At 64.3% G+C, this 22,009-nt stretch carries 21 protein-coding genes; 5 read left to right on the top strand and 16 right to left on the bottom strand.

What is annotated here, in order from left to right; all coding sequences use genetic code 11:
• Positions 1-206: 206 nt before the first annotated feature.
• On the bottom strand, positions 207-2,738 hold the full coding sequence (locus LV82_RS10950) for a putative PEP-binding protein (RefSeq protein WP_104071612.1): 2,532 nt from the start codon (positions 2,736-2,738) through the stop codon (positions 207-209).
• Between the two features lie 143 nt (positions 2,739-2,881).
• Here LV82_RS10950 and LV82_RS10945 point away from each other — a divergent pair, with 143 nt between their 5' ends.
• The 4 genes from LV82_RS10945 to ppx all read left to right on the top strand — a co-directional run bounded on the left by LV82_RS10945 (position 2,882) and on the right by ppx (position 8,549).
• On the top strand, positions 2,882-3,970 hold the full coding sequence (locus LV82_RS10945) for an AI-2E family transporter (RefSeq protein ID WP_104071699.1): 1,089 nt from the start codon (positions 2,882-2,884) through the stop codon (positions 3,968-3,970).
• Between the two features lie 5 nt (positions 3,971-3,975).
• Positions 3,976-4,647: a P-loop NTPase family protein gene (locus LV82_RS10940; protein ID WP_104071610.1), complete on the top strand. Its 672-nt coding sequence runs from the start codon at positions 3,976-3,978 to the stop codon at positions 4,645-4,647.
• A gap of 100 nt (positions 4,648-4,747) precedes the next feature.
• Positions 4,748-6,934 carry an RNA degradosome polyphosphate kinase gene (locus LV82_RS10935; RefSeq protein ID WP_104071608.1) on the top strand — a complete coding sequence of 729 codons (2,187 nt, stop codon included), beginning with the start codon at positions 4,748-4,750 and terminating at the stop codon, positions 6,932-6,934.
• A complete protein-coding gene (gene ppx / locus LV82_RS10930; protein WP_104071697.1) occupies positions 6,921-8,549 on the top strand; it encodes an exopolyphosphatase in 1,629 nt (542 codons plus the stop codon). The genes LV82_RS10935 and ppx overlap by 14 nt, the downstream gene beginning before the upstream one ends.
• Here the strand turns inward: ppx and LV82_RS10925 are convergent, their stop codons facing one another.
• The 7 genes from LV82_RS10925 to scpA form a co-directional block, all read right to left on the bottom strand.
• Positions 8,550-8,939 (bottom strand): AAA+ family ATPase, encoded by a 390-nt coding sequence (locus LV82_RS10925; protein ID WP_104071606.1) that lies wholly within the window; start codon positions 8,937-8,939, stop codon positions 8,550-8,552.
• A gap of 41 nt (positions 8,940-8,980) precedes the next feature.
• Positions 8,981-10,015 (bottom strand): endonuclease/exonuclease/phosphatase family protein, encoded by a 1,035-nt coding sequence (locus LV82_RS10920; RefSeq protein WP_104071604.1) that lies wholly within the window; start codon positions 10,013-10,015, stop codon positions 8,981-8,983.
• Between the two features lie 11 nt (positions 10,016-10,026).
• Positions 10,027-10,710, bottom strand: coding sequence for a molecular chaperone DjiA (locus tag LV82_RS10915; RefSeq protein WP_104071602.1), 684 nt, complete (start codon positions 10,708-10,710; stop codon positions 10,027-10,029).
• A 42-nt stretch (positions 10,711-10,752) separates the two neighbouring features.
• A complete protein-coding gene (locus LV82_RS10910; protein WP_104071601.1) occupies positions 10,753-11,241 on the bottom strand; it encodes a GNAT family N-acetyltransferase in 489 nt (162 codons plus the stop codon).
• Positions 11,238-11,846 (bottom strand): VOC family protein, encoded by a 609-nt coding sequence (locus LV82_RS10905; RefSeq protein WP_104071599.1) that lies wholly within the window; start codon positions 11,844-11,846, stop codon positions 11,238-11,240. The genes LV82_RS10910 and LV82_RS10905 overlap by 4 nt, the downstream gene beginning before the upstream one ends.
• 228 nt (positions 11,847-12,074) lie before the next feature.
• Complete coding sequence (locus LV82_RS10900) at positions 12,075-12,533, bottom strand: DUF2059 domain-containing protein (RefSeq protein WP_104071598.1); 459 nt, start codon at positions 12,531-12,533, stop codon at positions 12,075-12,077.
• 143 nt (positions 12,534-12,676) lie between these two features.
• On the bottom strand, positions 12,677-14,809 hold the full coding sequence (gene scpA, locus LV82_RS10895; RefSeq protein ID WP_104071695.1) for a methylmalonyl-CoA mutase: 2,133 nt from the start codon (positions 14,807-14,809) through the stop codon (positions 12,677-12,679).
• A gap of 90 nt (positions 14,810-14,899) precedes the next feature.
• Between scpA and LV82_RS10890 the strand changes: the two genes are divergently transcribed.
• Positions 14,900-15,349, top strand: a complete 450-nt coding sequence (locus tag LV82_RS10890) for a DUF4174 domain-containing protein (protein WP_104071596.1) — start codon at positions 14,900-14,902, stop codon at positions 15,347-15,349.
• Positions 15,350-15,356: 7 nt separating this feature from the next.
• Here LV82_RS10890 and LV82_RS10885 read toward each other — a convergent pair whose 3' ends face one another.
• The 8 genes from LV82_RS10885 to LV82_RS10855 all read right to left on the bottom strand — a co-directional run bounded on the left by LV82_RS10885 (position 15,357) and on the right by LV82_RS10855 (position 21,911).
• Positions 15,357-16,283: a hypothetical protein gene (locus LV82_RS10885; RefSeq protein WP_104071594.1), complete on the bottom strand. Its 927-nt coding sequence runs from the start codon at positions 16,281-16,283 to the stop codon at positions 15,357-15,359.
• Between the two features lie 2 nt (positions 16,284-16,285).
• The gene (locus tag LV82_RS10880; RefSeq protein WP_104071592.1) at positions 16,286-18,286 is read right to left on the bottom strand and encodes an acetyl-CoA carboxylase biotin carboxylase subunit; all 2,001 of its coding nucleotides are present in this window, start codon (positions 18,284-18,286) and stop codon (positions 16,286-16,288) included.
• Between the two features lie 135 nt (positions 18,287-18,421).
• Positions 18,422-18,622 (bottom strand): hypothetical protein, encoded by a 201-nt coding sequence (locus LV82_RS10875; RefSeq protein WP_104071590.1) that lies wholly within the window; start codon positions 18,620-18,622, stop codon positions 18,422-18,424.
• 42 nt (positions 18,623-18,664) lie between these two features.
• Positions 18,665-18,871, bottom strand: a complete 207-nt coding sequence (locus tag LV82_RS10870) for a hypothetical protein (protein WP_104071588.1) — start codon at positions 18,869-18,871, stop codon at positions 18,665-18,667.
• A 322-nt stretch (positions 18,872-19,193) separates the two neighbouring features.
• Positions 19,194-19,553, bottom strand: coding sequence for a hypothetical protein (locus LV82_RS10865; protein WP_104071586.1), 360 nt, complete (start codon positions 19,551-19,553; stop codon positions 19,194-19,196).
• Between the two features lie 84 nt (positions 19,554-19,637).
• The gene (locus LV82_RS15220) at positions 19,638-19,769 is read right to left on the bottom strand and encodes a hypothetical protein (RefSeq protein WP_281259918.1); all 132 of its coding nucleotides are present in this window, start codon (positions 19,767-19,769) and stop codon (positions 19,638-19,640) included.
• Positions 19,770-19,956: 187 nt separating this feature from the next.
• Positions 19,957-20,364 (bottom strand): DUF6497 family protein, encoded by a 408-nt coding sequence (locus tag LV82_RS10860; RefSeq protein WP_245873146.1) that lies wholly within the window; start codon positions 20,362-20,364, stop codon positions 19,957-19,959.
• Between the two features lie 14 nt (positions 20,365-20,378).
• Entirely contained in the window at positions 20,379-21,911 is a 1,533-nt protein-coding gene (locus LV82_RS10855; RefSeq protein WP_104071585.1) for an acyl-CoA carboxylase subunit beta, read from the bottom strand.
• Positions 21,912-22,009: the final 98 nt, after the last annotated feature.

Here is a 22,009-nt window from a genome sequence, read left to right as displayed (position 1 = left end):
TGCTTCGTTCGGTCGGACCGTTGGCAACCATGGCTGCCCGTCCGACCGCGGGGGCATACTCGAAAATGACCGCTCCGTCCACCCTATGTTGCAAAATTACAACATAAATCGGCAAAATCGCGCCCGCAGCTTCATGTGAAACGCGCTCTGCGGCTTGCATGAATTATCAGGATCGAAAACTAACAAATTGATAATTCTTATAAATTCTACTTGACGGTCGACTCGCTCAGCGCAAATTGCGCCGCCGCCAATCGCGCAATCGGAACGCGAAATGGCGAACAGGACACATAATCGAATCCCATCCGGCGGCAGATTTCGATGGACTGGGGATTCCCTCCATGTTCACCGCAAACCGACAGCGTCAGATCCGGCCGTGCCTGCCGCCCCCGCGCCGCGCCGATGGTCAGCAACTCACCCACCCCGTCCTTGTCGAGTATGTGGAACGGGTCTTCGGGAAAGATCCCCTGCTGAACATATTCGGCCATGAAACGGCCCGCGTCGTCGCGCGACAGGCCATAGGTCATCTGGGTCAGGTCATTCGTGCCAAACGACAGGAATGATGCATGCTGGGCAATGTCGCCAGCCCGTAGGGCGGCGCGCGGCGTCTCGACCATGACCCCCAGGCGGTAGTCGAAATCGACCCCGCTTGCGTTGCGCACCTCCGCAGCGACGGAATCCACGCGGGTCCGCACCAGCTCGACCTCGCGGCGGGCCGAAACCAGCGGAATCATGATCTCGGGGACCACCGCCGCACCGCGCCGCGCGGTCTCGACGGTAGCCTCGAAGATCGCACGCGCCTGCATTTCGTAGATCTCGGGATAGATCAGGCCCAGTCGTACACCGCGAAGACCCAGCATCGGGTTGAACTCGGACAGCGCCTCGACCCGACGCATGACCTCGGACAGCGGCCTGTCCAGCGATTCGGCCAGTTCGCGCATCCCGTCGCGGTCCTGCGGCAGGAATTCGTGCAGCGGCGGATCCAGCAGGCGGATGCAGACCGGCAGGCCGGCCATGATGTCGAACAGCGCGATGAAGTCTTCGCGCTGCATCGGCAACAATCGATCCAGCGCAACCTTCCGGTCGGCCGCCGTATCGGCAAAGATCATCTCGCGCATGACCGTCAGGCGGTCCTGGTCAAAGAACATGTGTTCGGTCCGGCACAGGCCGATTCCCTCGGCGTCGAACATGCGCGCGGTGCGGGCATCGGCAGGCGTGTCGGCATTGGCGCGCACGCCGATGTCGCGAACGCTGTCGGCCCAGTCCAGAAGCGTGCGGAACCATTCGTCCAGCGCGGGCTCAAGCATCTGAGCCTGCCCTCCCAGAACCTCACCCGATGTGCCATCCACGGTAACCGTGTCGCCTTCGCGCAGGACGCGGCCGGTTCGCGTGACGATCCGGCGATCGCGCAGGTCGATTTCCAGCTCCGACGCCCCGACGATGCAGGGCAGCCCCAGCCCGCGCGCAATGACCGCCGCGTGGCTGGTCATCCCGCCCCGCTCGGTCAGAACGGCGACGGCCGCATGCATGCCGCGAATATCCTCGGGCGAGGTTTCGCGGCGGACCAATATGCAGGCCTCGTCGCGCGCGGCCGCGGCCTGGGCATCAGCCGCGGTGAACACGATCCGGCCCGCCGCCGCGCCCGGGCTGGCACCGATTCCGCGGGCGACCACCTCGCGCGGGGCGCGCGGATCGACCTGCCGGTGCAGCAGCTCTGACAGGGACTGGGGTGGGATTCGCATGATGGCTTCGTCGCGCGAAATGATCCCGTCACGAGCAAGCGAAACCGCGATACGCACGGCCGCACGCGGGCTGCGCGTCACCCGCACGGCATCGATCACGCGCAGCTCTCCGCGTTCGATGGCGAATTCGATCTGCATCTCCTCGCGCAGGCGCGCGCGGCAGATGCGGCAATGGTCCTGCAATTGCGCAAACAGGTCTGGCGCGACATCCTCCAAAGAAGGCCCGCGCGGATCACGTACAAGGTAATAGGGCCGTGTCTCGCGCGGATCGTCCGGATCGACCGCCACGAAGCGCCCGGTGATCTGCGGCGCTCCGCTTGCGCTGTCGACCATCTGGATCGTCCCGGTCCCCGCAACTCCCGGCCCCACGGCAAGGGCCATGCGCTGGACGACCAAGCCCAGCGGCGCATCGGCGGGCGCCCCCTTGGCCTGACGCAGCAGCCGCGCGCTGGTTCCTTCCCATGCGCGCGCCATGGAACGCAGAACCTCGGACAATTGCCGCGCGGGCGACTGCGGAAATTCCTCGTCCATCTCGGCCTCGTAGGCCGCCAGAGCCGCCGCCAGGGCCGTGGGTGACGGCTCGGCGGTGAAGAGGTCCGGGTCAAGCCGCGCGACATGGATCGCATAGGACTGAACAAAGCCAAGATACAGCGCATCGGCGAAGGCTTGCCCGTGTTCGCGGGCCAGCAATTCGTGCATGCGGGCATTCATCCCGACACTCAGGACCGTGTTCGGACCGCCCCATTCGGGCTCGCCCGGCGAGGGACGGACCGAGACAAGTTCGCCCTCGAACATCGCCGCGATCGCATCGACATCGGGCATCTGCCCCGCTGCGATCGCGCGGACGCTTTCACAATCCAGCGCCACCGTACGCGGCACCGGCAGATCAAGCCGGATCAGTCGCTGCAGGCATTTCGCGCGCCAGCCATGGCGGGCGCGGTCAATCGCCGCCGTCGGCGTGATTTCGGTGATCTGCGGAAACTTTGCGACTTTCAGCACTGCGGCATCCCCATGGACGCCGAAAGGATAGCGCCACCACGCCCTTTGGCAAGGAAAAGCGGACAGGTTTGGCACGGAACGCTGCGGCGCTTGCACGGACGCGCCGCATGCGCCATGAAAGCTGTCGGCAGAAAGAGGATGTCATGGCCCTACCCGTCCGGCAGCAGGTGACCTATTGGGGAATTGCGTTTGCGCTGTTCCTTCTGGCGCTGTGGGCCCTGGGGCAGGTCGTCCTGCCATTCCTGGTCGGCGGGGCGATCGCCTATTTCCTTGACCCCATAGCCGACCGGCTGGAACGCGTGGGGCTAAGCCGCGCAGCCGCCACGACGGTGATTTCGCTTTCGGCGGTCGTCATCTTCGTGATCCTGGGCCTGCTGATCGTGCCCATGCTGGTTCGTCAGCTTTCCGGCCTGGTCGAGGCCGCACCCTCGATCACGGGGCAGCTGCAGGCATTTCTCTCGGATCGGTTTCCTTCACTGATGGACAATGAAAGCGTGCTGCGCGACACGCTCTCGGCGATCGGCGAAACGATCCGGTCGCAGGGCGGCAAGCTGGCGCAGGGGGTTCTCAGCTCGGCGCTGAGCCTGATCAACGCGGTCGTGTTCATCGTCGTCGTCCCGGTGGTGGCCTTCTACATGCTGCTGGACTGGGACGGGATGGTGGCCGAGATCGACCGGCTCGTGCCCCGCGACCACCGCCAGACGGTCCGGCGCCTGGCGCGCGAGATCGACGGCGTTCTGGCCGGATTCGTGCGCGGGCAGGTATCGGTCTGCTTGATCCTGGGCACGTTCTATTCCACCGCGCTGATGCTGGCGGGGCTGGATTTCGGCCTGCTGGTCGGCGCGATCGCCGGGCTGATCACCTTCATTCCCTATGTCGGAGCGATCGTGGGCGGCACGCTGGCGATCGGCCTGGCATTGTTTCAGTTCTGGGGCGATTGGCTGCAGATCGGCATCGTCGCGGGGATCTTCGCGGCAGGTCAGTTTCTGGAAGGCAACATCATCACGCCGCGCCTGGTGGGAAAGTCGGTCGGCCTGCATCCGGTCTGGCTGTTGTTCGCCCTATCGGCCTTTGGTTCGCTGTTTGGCTTCGTCGGGATGCTGGTGGCCGTCCCCGTCGCCGCGGCGATTGGCGTTCTGGCGCGTTTTGCCATAGAGAAGTATCTGGAAAGCCGCCTGTATCGCGGAATTGAAACGCAGGGCAGTCAGACCCAGCAAGGATCAGCAGACTAGGACCCATGGCCCAGCTTGCCTTCGATCTGCCGGTGCGACCCGCACTGGGACGCGAGGATTTCTTCGTCTCTCCGGCCAATGAACTGGCGCTGGCGGCGCTGGACGCGGGCGACTGGCCGCAGGGAAAGATGCTGCTGATCGGCCCGGAAGGTTCCGGCAAGAGCCACCTTGCCCATGTCTGGGCCGGCGATCGGGGTGCGCGCATCATCCGTGCCGCGGATCTGCGTGATCACGATCTGCCCGAGCCCGGCCCGATCGTGATCGAGGACGCGGACCGGATCGCGGGCGACCCAACAGGGGAGGTCGCGCTGTTTCACCTGCACAATCACATGCTGGCCGCGGGCGCGCCGCTTCTTCTCACCGCGCGTTCTGCGCCGCGCGACTGGGGCATCGCCCTGCCCGATCTGGCCAGCCGGATGCAGGCCACCGCCACCGCACAGCTTCTGGCGCCCGATGACGCGCTGCTGGCGGCGGTTCTGGTCAAGCTGTTCGCCGACAGGCAGCTGGCCGTGGCACCCACGCTGATCCCGTGGCTGGTGTCGCGGATGGACCGGTCGTTTGGTGCCGCGCGGCGCATCGTGGCCGAACTGGATGCGTTGTCGCTTGCCCGCCGGACCGCCGTCACGCGCGCATTGGCGGCCGAGGTTCTGGACATGCTGGCCGAGCAGACGCCATGATGGCGACGCCGCCAGCCGCAGCGCGATCCGCATCCGGTGGTCGGCGGGCATGTGACACCGCTGTCAGGAAACCGCCACATCCAACCGCTAAAGGGCAGACATGACTCAGGCCGACTTCCTGAACTCGCCACCCCCCGCCCCCGTGGATCTGCCCGCCGAAGCCATCGCGGGTCCCAAGCGGTTCTTCAATCGCGAGCTCAGCTGGCTGGCCTTCAACTGGCGCGTGCTCGAGGAATCGCGCAACCCGCGCGTACCCCTGCTCGAACGGCTTCGTTTTCTCTCGATCTCGGCGACCAATCTGGACGAATTCTATACCGTCCGCGTCGCGGGCCTTAAGGAACTGGTCCGCGGCGGCAATGCCGTGCTGTCGCATGACGGGCTGACCCCGGCCGAGCAGCTGGCGCTGATCGATGCGGATGCCCGTCACCTGATGAAGGAACAACAGCTGATCTGGAACCGGCTGAAACGGGAATTGTCCGAAAACGGGATCGAGGTCGTCTCGCGCTCGCGCCTGACGCGGCGCGATCGTGCCTTCCTGGACCGCCACTTCTTCGAAAACGTCTTTCCCGTCCTTTCGCCCCTGGCCATCGACCCCGCGCATCCCTTCCCGTTCATTCCGAACACGGGCTTTTCACTGGCGCTCAAGCTTGAACGCGAGCGCGACGGCAGGCCGTTGAAGGCGCTCTTGCCCATTCCGCAACAGATCCCACGTTTCGTTCGCTTGCCCGGAGAAGCCCGTTTTCTGCCGATGGAGGACATGCTGATCCTGCACCTGGAATCGCTGTTTCCGGGCTATCGCGATGCCGGACATTGCGCTTTCCGCGTGCTGCGCGACAGCGACATCGAGGTCGAGGACGAAGCCGAAGACCTGGTGCGCGAATTCGAGACCGCGTTGAAGCGGCGGCGGCGCGGTCGTGTCGTGCGGCTGAAGATCACCGCCGGCGCCCCGGCCGACCTGCGCGCACTCATCATGGACGAACTCGACGTCACCCATGACGAGGTCGTCGATGTTCGCGGCATGCTGGGCATGTCCGATCTGAAGGAACTGGTTCTGGACAGCCGGCGTGACCTTCTGTGGCCGCCTTTCACCCCGCGCGTGCCCGAACGCGTACAGGACCATGACGGCGACATGTTCGCCGCGATCCGGCAGAAGGATCTTCTGCTGCATCATCCTTATGAAAGCTTCGACATGGTTGTGCGCTTTCTCAACCAGGCCGCTTCGGATCCGAACGTGCTGGCGATCAAGCAGACGCTGTATCGCACATCCCATGACAGCCCGATCGTGCAGGCGCTGTGCGACGCGGCCGAAGCGGGCAAGTCCGTCACCGCGCTTGTCGAACTCAAGGCGCGATTCGACGAAGCCGCGAATATCCGCCAGTCCCGCAGGCTGGAGCGGGCCGGCGCCCATGTCGTCTATGGTTTCCTGAACTACAAGACCCACGCCAAGATCTCGGCCGTTGTCCGGCGCGAAGGTGACAGCCTGGTTACCTATACCCATTTCGGGACCGGCAATTACCACCCGATCACGGCGCGCATCTATACCGACCTGTCCTTCTTTACCTGCGATCCCGCGCTGGGGCGCGATGCCGCGAAGGTCTTCAACTACCTGTCCGGCTATGTTCAGCCCGAGGGGCTGGAGAACCTGGCGATCGCGCCGATCTCGCTGAAAGAGCGGCTGCTGCAGATGATCGCGGCCGAGGCCGACCATGCCCGCGCCGGCCGTCCCGGGCGGATCTGGGCCAAGATGAACGCGCTGATCGAACCCGATGTCATCGACGCGCTTTATGCCGCCAGCCAGGCAGGCGTTCGCATCGACCTTGTGGTCCGCGGCATCTGCGGCATACGGCCCGGCATCCGGGGCCTGAGCGAGAATATCCGGGTCAAGTCCATCGTGGGCCGGTTTCTGGAACATTCCCGCATCGTCTGCTTTGGCAACGGGCATGGCCTGCCGTCGCCGCGGGCGCGGGTCTTCATCTCCTCGGCCGACTGGATGGATCGAAATCTCTCACGGCGGGTCGAAACCCTGGTCGAGATGCACAACGAAACCGTCAAGGAACAGATCACAAGCCAGATCATGGCGGCGAACCTGGCGGACGAGGCCCAAAGCTGGGTACTGCGCCCCGATGGCAAGTATCTGCGCGATCTGCCGCCGGACCGCGACGATCTGTTCAGCTGCCACCGATTCTTCATGGAAAACCCCTCGCTTTCGGGCCGGGGGTCGGCTGGGGCAAAGGACGCCCCGAAACTTGCCCATGCCAGCGAACAGGATGACCATGTCCACAACTGACCAGACCGAAAAGCCCCGCAGGAAAGAAGGCGCGAAGGCCGCCACGGCCCGGGCCCTTGCCGAAGATTGGGGGCCGTTTGGAAAGCCCTTGTTCGACGACCCTTCTGCACGCGCGCTGGAACGGGTCGGCGTGGTCGATGTGGGGTCGAACTCGGTCCGGCTTGTCGTTTTCGACGGCGCAGCACGCAGCCCGGCCTATTTCTACAACGAAAAGGTCATGGCCGGACTTGGGCAGGGGCTTGCCGCGACGGGACGGCTGAACCCCGAGGGTCGCAGGCGGGCATTGGCCGCGCTGAAGCGCTTTGCACTTCTTGCCCAGGGCATGGAGCTGCCCAGCCTGACCTGCGTCGCGACCGCCGCCGTGCGCGAGGCCGAGGACGGGGCCGAGTTCTGCGAAGAGGTCGAGCGCGAGACCGGTCTGAAACTGTGGGTGATCGACGGGCTGGAAGAGGCCCGCCTGTCGGCACAGGGCGTGCTGCTGGGCTGGCCCGAGGCACAGGGACTTGTTTGCGATATCGGCGGCAGCTCGATGGAACTGGCCGAGGTCGCCGGCGGCAAGGTCGGCCGCCGCATTTCCTCGCCGCTGGGTCCGTTCCGGCTGCAGGAAATCACGGGCGGCCGCAAGGGCGTGCAGAAATTCATCCGCCAGACGGTCGAGTCCCTGGCCGAGCAGATGGGTACCGACCACGACCGGATCTATCTCGTCGGCGGATCGTGGCGCGCCATCGCGCGGCTGGACATGGAGCGGCGCAAATACCCGATGACCGTTCTGCACGAATACCGGATGAAGCCGCAGGGCCTGTTGCAGACATTGAACTGGATCGAGGAAAGCGATCTGGATGATCTGCGCGCGCGGACAGGAACCTCGGCCGCCCGCATGGCGGTGGTCCCGCTGGCCGCGCAGGTCCTGCGCCAGCTGATCCGAACCTTCCGGCCCAAGGAGATCGACGTCTCCTCGTATGGCATTCGCGAAGGCCTGTTGTACGAACAGATGCCCGAGCGGCTGCGCATGCGCGACCCGTTGATCGAAGCGTGCCGCCATGCAGAACGCACGCAGGCCCGGATGCCGGGCTTTGGCAAGAAACTGTATCAGTTCCTGCTGCCGCTCTATTCGAATGCCAGCTTCGAAAGGCTGCGTCTGATCCGGGCGGCATGTCTGCTGCACGACACGACCTGGCGCGCCCATCCCGATTATCGTGCCGAGGTGTGCTTCGACAATGCCACCCGCGCCAATCTGGGCGGGCTGTCGCATCCCGAACGGGTCTTTCTGGGCGTCGCGCTGTTGCACCGCTACAAGAATTCGCGCTCGGGGTCGCGGATGGAGCCGTTGTTCAAGCTGCTCTCGGAGGACGAGTTGCGCGACGCCGAGGTTCTGGGCAAGGCCATGCGCTTTGGCGCGATGTTCGCCGTGAAGTCGCCCGAGGAAGCCGGCGAGCTGGCCTGGCGGCCCAAGAAGAAGGTGCTGGAACTGCGCCTGAACCCCGAATCGCAAGCCTTGTTCGGAGAGGTCGCCGAGGCGCGTTTCCGCTCGCTGGCCAAGGCCCTGGGCGCGGAAACCAAGGTGACCGTCGCGGCCCGGCCGAAGCGCGCCGAAAATTCCAGGCCGGCCGAGTGATCAGATCTCGATCTCTTCGCCCGGCTGTGCTGCATCTGGCCGGTCGTCGGGAGCCAGCGGAACCTTGCGGCGCAGGATGATATCGCCATTGGGCAGCATCTCGGGCGGATGATAATCGTCGATCTGGCCGATCATCCGCGCCAGATCGCGCAGGACCGGCCCCATTTCGGCCCAGGCATCGCCGAGTTCCGTCTGAAGATCCTTCAGCGCGGGCTCGACCTCGTCGATCATGGATCGCAGGATGATCTTCGCCCCTTCCTCGAGCAGGCTGAATCCGTGCTCGATATCTTCGGACGCGTTCTCGTCCGCGGGCGGCGCATCCTGCGCCCCTGCCGGCAGGGCCAGAGCCGCCATGATCGCGGCAATCGACAAGATGGTTCCAGTCTTCATGCGCCGATCATAGACGATCGCGCGCCTTGGCGCGAGAGCGCTTACAGGTCGATATCGATCGAGACCGGAAAGTGATCCGAAGCCGTCAGCAAGGCCTCGCGCAGATCGGGCGTGGCATAGATTGCCGGATCGTCGAACGGGTGCCAGATGCGCCATCGGGGTTTGCGCGCGGCCAGGTCGGGCGACACCATCAGATAATCAAGCAGGGCCGAGAAAAAGCGCCCCTGGTCGTCCAGATAGAAGCGCGCGGTCGACGGCATGACGACCTGACGCTTGGAAAAGGCCAGTCGCGCATGCGGGTCATACAGCTGCAATTCCGGCGGGCCGTCCAGCCCCATGACGATTTCAACCCCGGAATGACCGAACAGCTTTTCGTATTCATCCAGTCCGGGGCCGTCGTTGAAATCGCCCATGACCATGAGACTGTCGCCAGCGCGCAGATGTTCCTCGACCCGGTGACGCAGCCAGATGCACTGGGCCAGCTGCTTGCGGCGGTTTTCGATCGCAAGGCGCCGGATCTGCGCCTCTCCGGTCGCGCCATGGGGGGCCTTCGACTTGACGTGCACGCCGATCATCCGAAACTGCCGCCCGGATTTCCGCGCGGTCGCCGCAACCTCCAGCGGCGGCTTGGAGAACCGCACCACGTCCAGCGTATTGTCGATATCCAGATCGATCCGGTAGGAACTGTCGAACCGCGGCGACGACACGCCTTCGATCGACTGTTCGGGCAGGCCGATCGGGTCATGCACGGCCGAGAGAACCGCAGGGTCGTAGAGCAGCGCGATTTCCTGTTGGGTCTCGTTCGGGAAACCGATCAGCGCCTTGCGGGTACGCAGATCGAATCTGGTGGCAAACGCCTCCAGCATCTCGACGGTGTGATGACGGCGATTGTCGTCGGGCGCCTCGACGATCATCACGGCATCCGCATCCATCGCGGCAAAGACGGTGCCCAGCGCAGCAAGTTGATCGGCGCGCGTGACATTGTGGCGGGCCGACCAGCCCTGATCCTCCATCAGCCGGCCGTCGCGGTCAAAGAGATTGGTGAACCATTCGACATTGTAGGTTGCGATACGCATGGGTTTTCCAGTCAGGCGGCATGCCGGGCGCTGATGTCCTCCCATGCCCGGTTGATGGCGATCAGACGCTGTTCGGCCATCTTCAGAGCTTCGTCCGGCAGGCCCCGCGCCCGCAGCCGGTCGGGGTGACATTCCTTCACCGCCCGACGCCAGGCAGCCCGGATTTCTTCCATGGGTGCATCGGGGGACACGCCCAGAACGCAATAGGAATCGCATGCCTCGTCGGGTGCAAAGCGCGCCAGAAGGCCACGAAACGTCGCCTCGCTCACTCCGAAAATTCGCGCGACCTCGCGCAGAAAGGCATCTTCGTGCGGATGATACGCGCCATCGGCCAGCGCGATATGGAACAGCCCTTCCAGAAGATCGACCAGGACCGGATCGCCCGGGCCGAACATGCGCGCGATCTTGCGCGCATAAAGTTCGTATCCCGCGACGTCCTGCCGCGCGAGGTTGAATACCCTGGCGGCATTCTTCTCTTCGCCCGGCGGGATGGCAAAGACTTCGCGAAAGGCCGTCACTTCATCGCGCGTGACCTGCCCGTCTGCCTTGGCCATCTTTGCCCCAAGCGCGATGACCGCAATGGTAAAGGCGGCGCTGCGTTCGGGCGGTGTGCGCAAACGGTCGAATACGGCCGAAAGCGGCTCGCCCTTGGCAAGCGCCTGCAGGGCCTCGGAAATGCGGGACCAGACGGACATGTGAACAGGTTACTCCGCTATTCGGTGATTGTCAGCGCGCAGTCACAGGAATTTCTGCATCAGAACCAGATCCAGCCAACGATCGAACTTGCGGCCGACCTGCGGAATGCGTGCGACATGGGCATAGCCGATACGTTCGTGAAAGACGATGCCCGCGGCATTCTCGGCCGACACGCCCGCGATCATGCAATGCGCCCCGCCATCGCGCGCATGGGATTCAATTGCCGCCATCAGAGCGCCCCCGACACCCCTGCCGCGCGCGACAGGCGATACCATCACCGTGTGCTCCATCGCGTGGGCATAGCCATTCCCGGCCCGAAACTGCTCATAGGTGACAAAACCCAGGATTGCGTCGCCGTCTTCGGCAACAAGAAATTCGCGCCCGGCCGCGCGCCTGGCGGCGATCATGGCGGCAATCGCGATGGCGTCGCGCTGATCCGATGCAAAGGTGATCGTGGTGTCCCGAATGATCGGATTCCAGATCGCCTGGATCCCTGACAGATCCCGGTCCTCGGCCGGACGGATCTTCACCCCAGCCTCCGCAACCCGAACGGTGTCTGGATCCAGGCCTCGATCCCGATCGGCCCTGCGACGAATTCGACCCGCGGATCGTCAAGGGCGACCGCGTCGGCCAGCTTGTCTGCATCCGGATGACGGATGACCAGCCGGTCCAGCCGGCACCCACGGTCGGGCAGCCGTCCGGCAGGGTGTGCATCGCCCTGCCAAGCGATCAGGGCGGGGAACATGCCGTCGAACGGCAGATGCCCACTCTCGGGCACGGCCATGCGCCAACGCAGATCGCCACGGGAAAGATCCATGATCCGCCCCACGCCTTTCGGGGCAACGGCCAGCGCCCCGTCCAGATCATCCACCCGCACCACCCAGTTGGTCAGCGAGGGCGGCCCGGCACGCCCGTCCAGCCCGAACCAGCGCGGCTGAAGAGGCGCCGGTGCATGGGGATCGATGGCGATGACCTCGAGATATTCACAATTGCCAAGCCGCAGCAAACGGTTATGCGTGCCCATCGCGGCATGATGCCCGCCGGGCTCCAGGGGCACGGCCAGAAGGCTCTCGAGCCACGCCACACCTTCCTCCAGCCGCCTGGCTGTCACTACCAGATGATCCAGCGCTGCCATGCCCCTGCCTTCTCGCCCTACGCGCCATGTCTGAGCCCGCTCCGCGCGCAAGCTAGACCGGAAATGTCACATACGGAAGGGCGGCGTTACAGTCTGAGCGGGTCGGTTCCGGTGGCACGCCCCCGCCCGCCCCCATGCGGACATGCCGCGATGACACATTCCGTCATGGCATGATCCGCCGCATGCAAGCGCCGTCCAGCACATGTCCCCGTCAATCGACGGGACCGGTCATTCCATCCGCTGCTGCATTCGCGACATCAAGCGGCCCTGCATCGCGGTAAATTCGGGGCCGATCCGTGCCCAGAAACTGGCCATGTAAGGCTGCGTCTTGGCCGCCACGCTGGCGCCGACCGGGGTCGAATAGAACGCGGTCATGGCCTCGATCTCTTCAAGCGTGTAGATCTCGACCATTGCGTCGACCATCGCGGCTTCCATGGTGGGACGCAGGGATTTCAGTTCGTCGTTCACGATCTCGGCCAGGGCGCGCATATCGTCCTCGCTCGCACCGGGCATGGTCGCCCGCAGCTGCACCATTGCGGCATCGACCGACAACATGTCGTCCATCATCTTCTGCTGAGACGGCAGCGCGGCAAAGCGTTCGGCCGCTTCGCGCAGCCCGTCATCGGCCCCGAAGGCGATGTTGGCAGACAGCAAACCAATCGCAATCAACCCGGAAATTCTCTTCATGACGATCACTCGGTGCTCCGAAATGGTGGTGTGGCCGATCCGTGCACGGGCAGCCGTCGCCAGTCTTGCAGTGTCGCAAAAGGCGGGTCAACCAGCCGCGCATGACCGGCTCACACGTGCGGCCCGCGCGGTTCCGGAATCGGTCACACGCGTCGCGCCTTGCGGATCAGTTCCAGCACCTCGGCCGCCGCGGCGGGGATGTTGGTGCCGGGCCCGAAGATCGCCTTCACGCCGGCCTGTTTGAGGAAATCGTAATCCTGCTGGGGGATCACGCCGCCGCATATGACGATGATGTCATCCGCCCCGCGTTCGCGCAGGGCCTCGATCAGCTTGGGGGCCAGCGTCTTGTGACCGGCCGCCTGGCTGGAAATGCCAACCACGTGAACGTCGTTGTCGATCGCGTCCTGCGCGGCTTCCTCTGGCGTCTGGAACAAGGGCCCCACATCGACGTCAAAGCCGATATCGGCAAAGGCCGTGGCGATGACCTTGGCGCCCCGATCATGGCCGTCCTGGCCCATCTTGACGACCAGCATCCGCGGACGGCGCCCCTCTTCCTCGGCAAAGGCCTCGACCTCGCGCTGAATGCGGGCAAAGCCTTCGTCCCCCTCGTAGGCCGCGCCATAGACGCCCGACAGGGTGCGGATCTCGGCCCTGTGGCGTCCGAACACCTTTTCCATCGCCATGCTGATCTCTCCCACACTTGCGCGCGCCCGCGCTGCCTCGACCGCCGCCTCCAGCAGGTTGCCCCCTTCGCGCGCGCGCCGTTCCAGCTCGGCCAGCGCGGCATCGCAGGCCGCCTGATCGCGGCTTGCACGCACCCGTTCCAGCCGGGCGATCTGTGCCTCGCGCACCTTCATGTTGTCGACGTCAAGGATCTCGATGGGTTCTTCGTGCTCCTTGCGGTACTTGTTGACGCCGACGATGACCTCTTCGCCGCGGTCGATCATGGCCTGACGACGGGCCGCGGTTTCCTCGATCCGCATCTTGGGCAGACCGCTGGCCACCGCCTTGGTCATGCCGCCCATGGCCTCGACTTCCTCGATCATGGCCCAGGCCTTTTCCGCCAGATCGGCGGTCAGCCGTTCGATGTAGTACGACCCCGCCAGCGGATCGACGACATGGGTGATGCCCGTCTCCTCTTGCAGGATCAGCTGCGTGTTGCGCGCGATCCGGGCCGAGAATTCGGTGGGCAGCGCGATCGCCTCGTCCAGCGCGTTGGTATGCAGGGACTGGGTCCCGCCCAGCGCCGCGGCCAGCGCCTCATAGGCCGTGCGGACGATGTTGTTGTACGGGTCCTGTTCCTGCAACGACACGCCCGAAGTCTGGCAATGGGTGCGCAGCATCAGACTTTGCGGCTTCTTGGGGTTGAACTCGGACATGATGCGGTGCCACAGCAGCCGCGCGGCCCGCAGCTTGGCGATTTCCATGAAGAAATTCATGCCGATGGCAAAGAAGAACGACAGCCGCGGCGCGAAATCGTCCACATTCATGCCCCGCGCCAGCGCCGCGCGCACATATTCGCGCCCATCGGCCAGGGTATAGGCCAGCTCCTGCACCAGGTTCGCGCCCGCCTCCTGCATGTGATAGCCGGAGATCGAGATGCTGTTGAACTTCGGCATCTCGCGCGCGGTGTATTCGATGATGTCGGCCACGATCCGCATCGAAGGTTCGGGCGGATAGATATAGGTGTTCCGCACCATGAATTCCTTCAGGATGTCGTTCTGGATCGTGCCCGAAAGCTTGTCGCGGCTGACGCCCTGTTCTTCGCCCGTGACGATGAAATTGGCCATGATCGGGATCACCGCGCCATTCATCGTCATGCTGACGCTGATGCGGTCCAGCGGGATGCCGTCGAACAGGATCTTCATGTCCTCGACGCTGTCGATGGCCACGCCCGCCTTTCCGACATCGCCCACGACGCGCGGATGATCGCTGTCATAGCCGCGATGGGTGGCCAGGTCGAACGCAACCGAGACGCCCTGCTGCCCCGCCGCCAGCGCCTTGCGATAGAAGGCATTGGATTCCTCGGCGGTCGAAAAGCCCGCATATTGGCGGATCGTCCAAGGGCGCCCGGCATACATGGTCGCGCGCGGGCCGCGCACGAAGGGCGGCAGACCGGGCAGCGAGCCCAAATGCCCGACCCCCTCCAGATCCGCCTCGGTGTAAAGCGGCTTGACCGGGATGCCTTCCAGCGTGTTCCAGACCAGATCGTCGGGGCTCTTGCCCTTCAGCTCCTTCTCGGCAAGCTTGCGCCAGCTTTCCAACGGGTCCGTCATGATCTTCGTCCTTTCCCTGCGCCGCGACCTGGCGGCAAGAAACCTTTCCACCCGACCCCTGTCACCTATATGACAGGGACAGGAGGCTGCATGAGATACATCTTCGTTCTGGCCCTTGCGGCATGGATGTCGACGCTTTTCCCCGCGCTTGCCGCCGAGGCCGAAACCGATCGTCTGGAAATCCTGCCCGCGGCCGAGGTTCGGCTGGAGGATTTCGTATGGAAGAAGCGGCCGATCGTCGTCTTTGCCGACAGCCCGAACGACCCGGCCTTCGTCAACCAGATGCTGTATCTGGCCGACGACCCCCAGGAACTGATCAAGCGCGACGTGGTCGTGATCGTCGATACCGATCCGTCACAAAAGAGCGCCGTCCGCGAAAAACTGCGGCCGCGCGGTTTCTCGATGGTGCTGCTGGACAAGGACGGCGCGGTGAAGCTGCGCAAGCCGCTACCCTGGAGCGTCCGCGAAATCGTGCGTGCGATCGACAAGTTCCCGCTGCGCCAGCAGGAAATCCGGGACGAACGTCTGCGCGAGCAGTAGCGGGCGATCATCCGGCGACCTCCCGCATGGAAGGCGGATCGCACAGCTCGACGCCGTTGACCGCGCCTTCGGCAAGCAGTCGCCAGTCGTTCTCGAACCGGGATTGCAGGATCTTCAGCTGATCGGCGGAAAACGGCGACAACCTGGGGCCGGGCAATGCCCCTCGTATACGCTCGGCCTCTTCCCGATAGGCCTCTCGGTCGCCCCAATCGCCGCGCGCGCCCAGTTGCAGAAGCTCGAACACGGCATAGGCAGAGGCCGATCGCCCCGCAGCGCGCGGCGGATCTCCCAGTTCCCGCGCCAGATCCGGACCGATCATCCGCGCAAGAGCCTTCGACACCGCCTGTCGCGAGGAATCGTATTGCCAAACCACGATCCGACTGTCGGGAAACACCGTGTGGATGTCGCGCACCACGTCCACCCACCCCCTGCTCTGCCCCAGCCGCATCATCCGCTGATCGTCAAAGGGCCCCATCGGCTTGCGGCAGATCAAGTGAGAATAGATCGACACCGCAAGGCTGGCATAATCGCGGATGCACAGGAATATCTGGTCGGGCTGCACCGGGAACAGCTCGGCGGTCGCCGCCAGCCAGTCACGTGCATCCCAGTACAGCGTGCCATCGGCATAGGTCTCGGCCATGGCGCCAAGCAGGTTTTCCTCGCTGACCAGGATATGGTCGATCCCCGACTCGGCTTCGGCTGCAAAGGCCACATGCATCTCATGCACGACACCTGCCAGGTCGGGCCGCCTGGCGCCCGGCCCGCCGCCGCGCGCCACACGCGGCACGAAATCGCGACGCCGCCCGGCGCGCATCGTGCGCGGCCCCCAGAACGCAATACCGTATCCCCGCAACCAGTCGCGACGACGTCGGCAAAGCTGCTGCAATGCCGTCGATCCCGTGCGATGGGCTCCGATATGCAGGGTCAGCTGCATCCCTATTCGAACTCCATGATCACTTCGTCCACCTGCAGGCTGGCCCCGGCCTCGACCTTGATACTGGCGACCACCGCCTTGCGTTCGGCGCGCAGGATGTTTTCCATCTTCATGGCCTCGACCGTAGCCAGGGCCTGCCCTTCCTGCACTTCGTCGCCTTCCTCGACATGGATCTTCACCACCATCCCGGGCATCGGGCACAGCAGGTATTTCGACATGTCGGGCGCGGCCTTTTCCGGCATCAGTCGCGCAAGTTCGGCGACGCGGGGACTGCGCACATGAACCTTCAGATCGGCGCCGCGACTGCGGATGCGGTAGCCTGCCGGGATACGGTCGACCTTCAGCACGACCGGTTGACCATCGACCTCCAGCCGAGCCAGCGTCATGCCGGGCTTCCAGTCCGAGGCCACGCGGTGGCGCGTGCCGTCGGCGAAGGTCACCGTCGCGCCATCGCGATCGGCGTCGATATGCAGCGCGAATTCCTCGCCCTGAACGGCGACCACCCAATCGGTACCGACCCGGCGCTCGTGATTGCCAAGCCGGCCCGAAATGCGTGCGTCGCGGATTTCGCAGACCCGGTGCATGGCCGCGGCGCATGCTGCGATCCGGCGCAACTGATCGGGTTGCAGGGTAACGCCATTGAAGCCGTCGGGAAACTCCTCGGCAATGAAGGCCGTTGTCAGGTCGCCTTTCACGAAGCGTGGATGGTCCATGACCGCCGAAAGGAACGGCAGATTGTGTCCGATGCCCTCGACCTCGAATTCGTCCAGCGCGACGCGCATGACCTCGATCGCCTCGCTGCGCGTCGGCGCCCACGAACACAGCTTCGCGATCATCGGGTCATAGAACATGCTGATCTCGCCGCCTTCATAGACGCCGGTATCGTTGCGTACGATACTGGTTGCCGTAACGGCCTCGGCCGGGGGGCGATAGCGCGTCAGACGGCCGGTCGAGGGCAGGAAGTTGCGATACGGGTCCTCGGCATACAGACGGCTTTCGATGGCCCAGCCGTTGATCTTCAGATCCTCCTGCGCAAAGGGCAGCTTTTCGCCCGCCGCGACACGGATCATCTGTTCGACCAGATCGATGCCGGTGATCAGCTCGGTCACCGGGTGTTCGACCTGCAGGCGCGTGTTCATTTCAAGGAAATAGAAATTTCGATCGCCATCCACGATGAACTCGACCGTGCCCGCACTGGAATAGCCCACCGCGCGGGCCAGAGCGCAGGCCTGTTCGCCCATGGCTCGGCGCGTCTCTTCGTCCAGGAACGGCGAAGGCGCTTCTTCGATGACCTTCTGGTTGCGCCTCTGGATCGAGCATTCGCGCTCGAACAGGTGGACGCAGTTGCCATGCCTGTCGGCCAGGACCTGGATTTCGATATGCCGGGGTTGGGTGACGAATTTCTCGATGAAGATCCGATCGTCGCCAAAGCTGCTGGCGGCTTCGTTCTTCGAACTCTGGAAACCTTCGCGGGCCTCGTCGTCGTTCCACGCGATGCGCATGCCCTTGCCGCCGCCCCCCGCGCTGGCCTTGATCATGACCGGATAACCGATCTGACGGCTGATGCGCACGGCTTCGTCCGCGTCCTCGATCAGACCCATATAGCCGGGGACCGTGCTGACGCCGGCTTCGGCCGCAAGCTTCTTCGAGGTGATCTTGTCGCCCATCGCCTCGATCGCGGTCTTGGGCGGGCCGATGAAGACGACGCCTTCCTTCTCCAGCGCCTCGGCAAAGCGGGGATTTTCCGACAGGAAACCATAACCGGGATGGACAGCCTCGGCACCCGTCTTCCGTATCGCATCCATGATGCGGTCGATCACGATATAAGACTGGTTCGCCGGTGCGGGGCCGATATGGACGGCCTCGTCCGCCATGCGCACATGCAAGGCGTTGCGATCGGCGTCCGAATATACGGCGACCGTGCGAATCCCCATCTTGCGCGCCGTCTTGATGACGCGACAGGCAATTTCCCCACGGTTCGCGATCAGGATCTTGTTGAACATTCCGTCCCCTTTCCCGCAACGCCGGGGGCACCCCCGGCCGCGCAAGCAATGAAAAGGCCACCGCGGCGCGACGCCGCGATGGCCTGATTGTCGATCATCTCGATCAGGGCGGGGGCGATGCCCCGCGCCAAAGTCCTAGCGGCAGATGCCTGCGTCGTCGCAGAACACGCCCGCAGCACCGCCGACCAGCGCGCCGGTGAGCGCATTGCCCCCCAGTGCATCGGCCACGACGGCGCCCCCCGCCGCGCCGGCGAGTCCGCGTTCAGTATCGGTCTGCAGGCAGCCCGAAAGCGCGAAGGCCGCACCAAGAGACAGGACCAGAAGTCTGATACGCATCGTGAAGCTCCCCTTGAGTCTGCGAGCGTCGGCGCTCGGCCATCAATAGTTGCGGCAGACGCCCATGTCGTCGCACAACGCGCCCGCAGCGCCGCCCAGTGCGGCACCGGCGACGACGTTGTTGTCGGTCGCGTCCGCGACCAGCGCACCCGCCGCGGCGCCGGCCAGCGCACGCTCGCCGTCCGTCTGCATGCAGCCCGACAGGACGACAGCCGAAACAAGGCCAAGGGAGATTGCAAGAATCCGCATACTGCTCTTCCTCCAGAAGATGGTTGTGTTTCACACGATCTTAGCGCGCGCACACGGAAGGAAAAGCGAAATCCGCCTGTCGGATCGGCCGGGCGGCAAGGTTCCGCCAATGTCTGATGAATCAAAAGCGGCCTGACCCCGAAGGGGCCAGGCCGTAGAGAAGGGGAAGGGTAACGGTTTTGACAATTCGGGGCGTGATGCTTGGCATAGGGTGTCGCCCCACGATCACCATGGACCAGCGCCCGCGCCGCGACAAATGCAAAGTTTCCCGGCCGGAAACAACCGGCAGAAAAGCGCCCAATTTCGTCGCGGGTCAGCGGTTTCATGCCCAGTCGTCCTCTTCGAAGATCTGCGGAAACGACGCCCGGGCACGTTTGACATCGATGCGCAGCAGGGCCTCGTAGCTTTCGGGGTCGAAGGGCTCCTCGGCCGGAACGACCTCGCGCCCGAAAAGCCACGACAGGCGGCCTGCATCCAGATTGCCGCGCTCAAAGGGTTCTTCGCCGAAATATTCCCACAGGGCGGCCATGAAGGCTTCGTCGGCGCGCCGGTCGGCCGGGCTGCGATCGCGATAGCGTTCCCGCGCCACAAGCCGCGTCGCCCCCTTGGGATTGGCACGGCGAATGGTGAATTGATAATCGGTGCCGGGAAGACGGCCAGGAAAGCCGCGATGTTTCAGCATGGTGCGCACTCCCCCCTGCGGAAAGTCGCACAGGCGCGCCGGCGGAACGGGCCGCCGGCACGGATCTTGTCCAGAGCTTGTGCGTCAGCCGCCGTATTTGCCGGTGAAGACAGGCTCGGTCGTGACGGGTTCCTGCATGACGACAGGCTCTTCCTGCCGGGCGCAGGCCGCCACGAATGCCACGAATGCACAGGCGACGAGGATGTGTTTCGACATGGTTTCTTCCTGCTTTCTACTGCTGCGTCAGCCAAGGCGGGCGGCCTCATGCCACCTGCCCCACCGTGATGCGACCGCACGACACATGTGCCGCGCCACGGCATCATATCGCGGCCTGGCCGAACTCCATAAGGAAATGATGGGGCTTTCAGCCTCTGTTGCCGCATCGCATCAAGCATGCGTTCGCCTAGAATGGTTCCCATCGGCATTCCTCTCGGTCGATGGTGAAGGCGTCGAAATACTGCGTCGCCTGTGGATCGGTCTCGCCAAAGGGCAAGGGCCGGTCGGAAAGAGAGATGACGACCTGCGCGGGGCTGGGCCCGATACTCGGCAGGCGCGGCACGGCATATGTTTCGCATAGCCATTCCATGTCCGACAGCGCCTGCACCACGCCGATCGACGGCAGCTTCGGCGCAACGAAACGAAAACGGATCGTCAGGCCTTGCGTTCCCGGCGAAGACCGGATGACCTCGAACAGCTCGGCATTCAGGCCCGAGGGCGTCACGACGCGCTCTTCGGTCGCGCCGGCACTTCCGGCCGACACGACACAAAGACCCAGCCCAATGACCCAAGAGGTGCCGCAAGTCCATTTCAACCGGCCGCCAGCCATCAAAGCGGAATATTGTCGTGCTTCTTCCACGGATTGCTCAGCTTCTTGCCGCGCAGGCTGGCAAATGCCCGACAAACCCGGCGCCGCGTGGAATGCGGCATGATCACCTCGTCGATGAAGCCGCGTTCGGCCGCGACAAAGGGATTGGCAAAGCGCTCTTCGTACTCCTTCACGCGCATCGCAATCTTGTCGGGGTCGCCCAGCTCTGACCGATACAGGATCTCGACCGCGCCTTTCGCGCCCATGACGGCGATCTCGGCCGTCGGCCAGGCATAATTGAAGTCGCCCCGAAGATGCTTCGAGCTCATCACGTCATAGGCCCCGCCATAGGCCTTGCGCGTGATCACCGTCACCTTGGGCACCGTCGCCTCGCCATAGGCGAACAGAAGCTTGGCGCCGTGCTTGATGACGCCGCCATATTCCTGGGCCGTGCCGGGCAGGAAGCCGGGCACGTCGACAAAGGTCAGGATGGGGATCTCGAAGGCATCGCAGAAGCGCACGAAACGCGCGGCCTTGCGGCTGGCGTCGATATCCAGACAGCCGGCAAGCACCATCGGCTGATTGGCAACGACGCCGACGGTCTGTCCCTCCAGCCGGATGAAGCCGCAGATGATGTTGGCCGCGAAATCCTTCTGGATCTCGTAGAAGTCGCCTTCGTCCGCGACCTTCAGGATCAGCTCCTTCATGTCATAGGGCTGGTTCGGATTGTCCGGAATCAGCGTATCAAGGCTTTCCTCGATCCGGTTCGGGTCGTCATAGAATGGCCGGGTCGGCGCGCGGTCCCGGTTGTTCAGGGGCAGGAAGTCGAACAGGCGCCGGATCTCCAGCAGCGCCTCGACATCGTTCTCGAAGGCGCCATCGGCGACGGATGACTTCTTCGTATGCGTCACGGCTCCGCCCAGCTCCTCGGCTGTCACGACCTCGTTGGTCACCGTCTTGACCACGTCCGGGCCGGTCACGAACATGTAGCTGGTGTCGCGCACCATGAAGATGAAATCGGTCATGGCGGGGCTGTAGACCGCGCCGCCCGCGCAGGGGCCCATGATGACGCTGATCTGCGGGATAACGCCCGAGGCCATGATGTTGCGCTGGAACACGTCGGCATAGCCCGCAAGGCTGGCCACGCCTTCCTGGATGCGCGCGCCGCCCGAATCGTTCAGACCGATGACGGGCGCGCCGTTCTGCATGGCCATGTCCATGATCTTGCAGATCTTCTGAGCATGCGTCTCGGACAGCGAGCCGCCAAAGACCGTGAAGTCCTGGCTGAAGACATAGACCATCCGACCGTTGATCGTGCCCCATCCGGTGACGACCCCATCGCCCGCGGGACGGCTCTTTTCCATCCCGAAATCGGTGCAGCGATGGGCGACGAACATGTCGAATTCCTCGAAACTGCCTTCGTCCAGCAGGATCTCCAGCCGCTCGCGCGCTGTCAGCTTGCCGCGGGCATGCTGAGCCTCGATCCGCTTTTCGCCGCCCCCCAATCGGGCCACGCTGCGACGCCGCTCCAGTTCCTCCAGGATATCCTGCATGCTCTCTCCCTGCTGGCCGGTCCCTGGCGCCGCTTGCGCGCATGCGCCGGGACTGCGGCCGGAATTGTTCCGTCGGATGCAACGAAGCTACCCGGCCT

The sequence above is a fragment of the Albidovulum inexpectatum genome (genome assembly GCF_002927635.1).
In the GTDB taxonomy this organism is placed as follows: domain Bacteria; phylum Pseudomonadota; class Alphaproteobacteria; order Rhodobacterales; family Rhodobacteraceae; genus Albidovulum; species Albidovulum inexpectatum.
The sequence above is the reverse complement of the archived record's forward strand: the minus strand, read 5'-3'. Positions and strand labels throughout refer to the sequence as shown.

Excerpts from the sequence above, each read along its gene's own strand:
- LV82_RS10945 (WP_104071699.1), top strand. The coding sequence starts at position 2,882 with ATGGCCCTACCCGTCCGGCAGCAGGTGACCTATTGGGGAATTGCGTTT.
- LV82_RS10940 (WP_104071610.1), top strand. The coding sequence starts at position 3,976 with ATGGCCCAGCTTGCCTTCGATCTGCCGGTGCGACCCGCACTGGGACGC.
- LV82_RS10935 (WP_104071608.1), top strand. The coding sequence starts at position 4,748 with ATGACTCAGGCCGACTTCCTGAACTCGCCACCCCCCGCCCCCGTGGAT.
- ppx (WP_104071697.1), top strand. The coding sequence starts at position 6,921 with ATGTCCACAACTGACCAGACCGAAAAGCCCCGCAGGAAAGAAGGCGCG.
- LV82_RS10925 (WP_104071606.1), bottom strand. The coding sequence starts at position 8,939 with ATGAAGACTGGAACCATCTTGTCGATTGCCGCGATCATGGCGGCTCTG.
- LV82_RS10920 (WP_104071604.1), bottom strand. The coding sequence starts at position 10,015 with ATGCGTATCGCAACCTACAATGTCGAATGGTTCACCAATCTCTTTGAC.
- LV82_RS10915 (WP_104071602.1), bottom strand. The coding sequence starts at position 10,710 with ATGTCCGTCTGGTCCCGCATTTCCGAGGCCCTGCAGGCGCTTGCCAAG.
- LV82_RS10905 (WP_104071599.1), bottom strand. The coding sequence starts at position 11,846 with ATGGCAGCGCTGGATCATCTGGTAGTGACAGCCAGGCGGCTGGAGGAA.
- LV82_RS10900 (WP_104071598.1), bottom strand. The coding sequence starts at position 12,533 with ATGAAGAGAATTTCCGGGTTGATTGCGATTGGTTTGCTGTCTGCCAAC.
- scpA (WP_104071695.1), bottom strand. The coding sequence starts at position 14,809 with ATGACGGACCCGTTGGAAAGCTGGCGCAAGCTTGCCGAGAAGGAGCTG.
- LV82_RS10890 (WP_104071596.1), top strand. The coding sequence starts at position 14,900 with ATGAGATACATCTTCGTTCTGGCCCTTGCGGCATGGATGTCGACGCTT.
- LV82_RS10885 (WP_104071594.1), bottom strand. The coding sequence starts at position 16,283 with ATGCAGCTGACCCTGCATATCGGAGCCCATCGCACGGGATCGACGGCA.
- LV82_RS10880 (WP_104071592.1), bottom strand. The coding sequence starts at position 18,286 with ATGTTCAACAAGATCCTGATCGCGAACCGTGGGGAAATTGCCTGTCGC.
- LV82_RS10875 (WP_104071590.1), bottom strand. The coding sequence starts at position 18,622 with ATGCGTATCAGACTTCTGGTCCTGTCTCTTGGTGCGGCCTTCGCGCTT.
- LV82_RS10870 (WP_104071588.1), bottom strand. The coding sequence starts at position 18,871 with ATGCGGATTCTTGCAATCTCCCTTGGCCTTGTTTCGGCTGTCGTCCTG.
- LV82_RS10865 (WP_104071586.1), bottom strand. The coding sequence starts at position 19,553 with ATGCTGAAACATCGCGGCTTTCCTGGCCGTCTTCCCGGCACCGATTAT.
- LV82_RS15220 (WP_281259918.1), bottom strand. The coding sequence starts at position 19,769 with ATGTCGAAACACATCCTCGTCGCCTGTGCATTCGTGGCATTCGTGGCG.
- LV82_RS10855 (WP_104071585.1), bottom strand. The coding sequence starts at position 21,911 with ATGCAGGATATCCTGGAGGAACTGGAGCGGCGTCGCAGCGTGGCCCGA.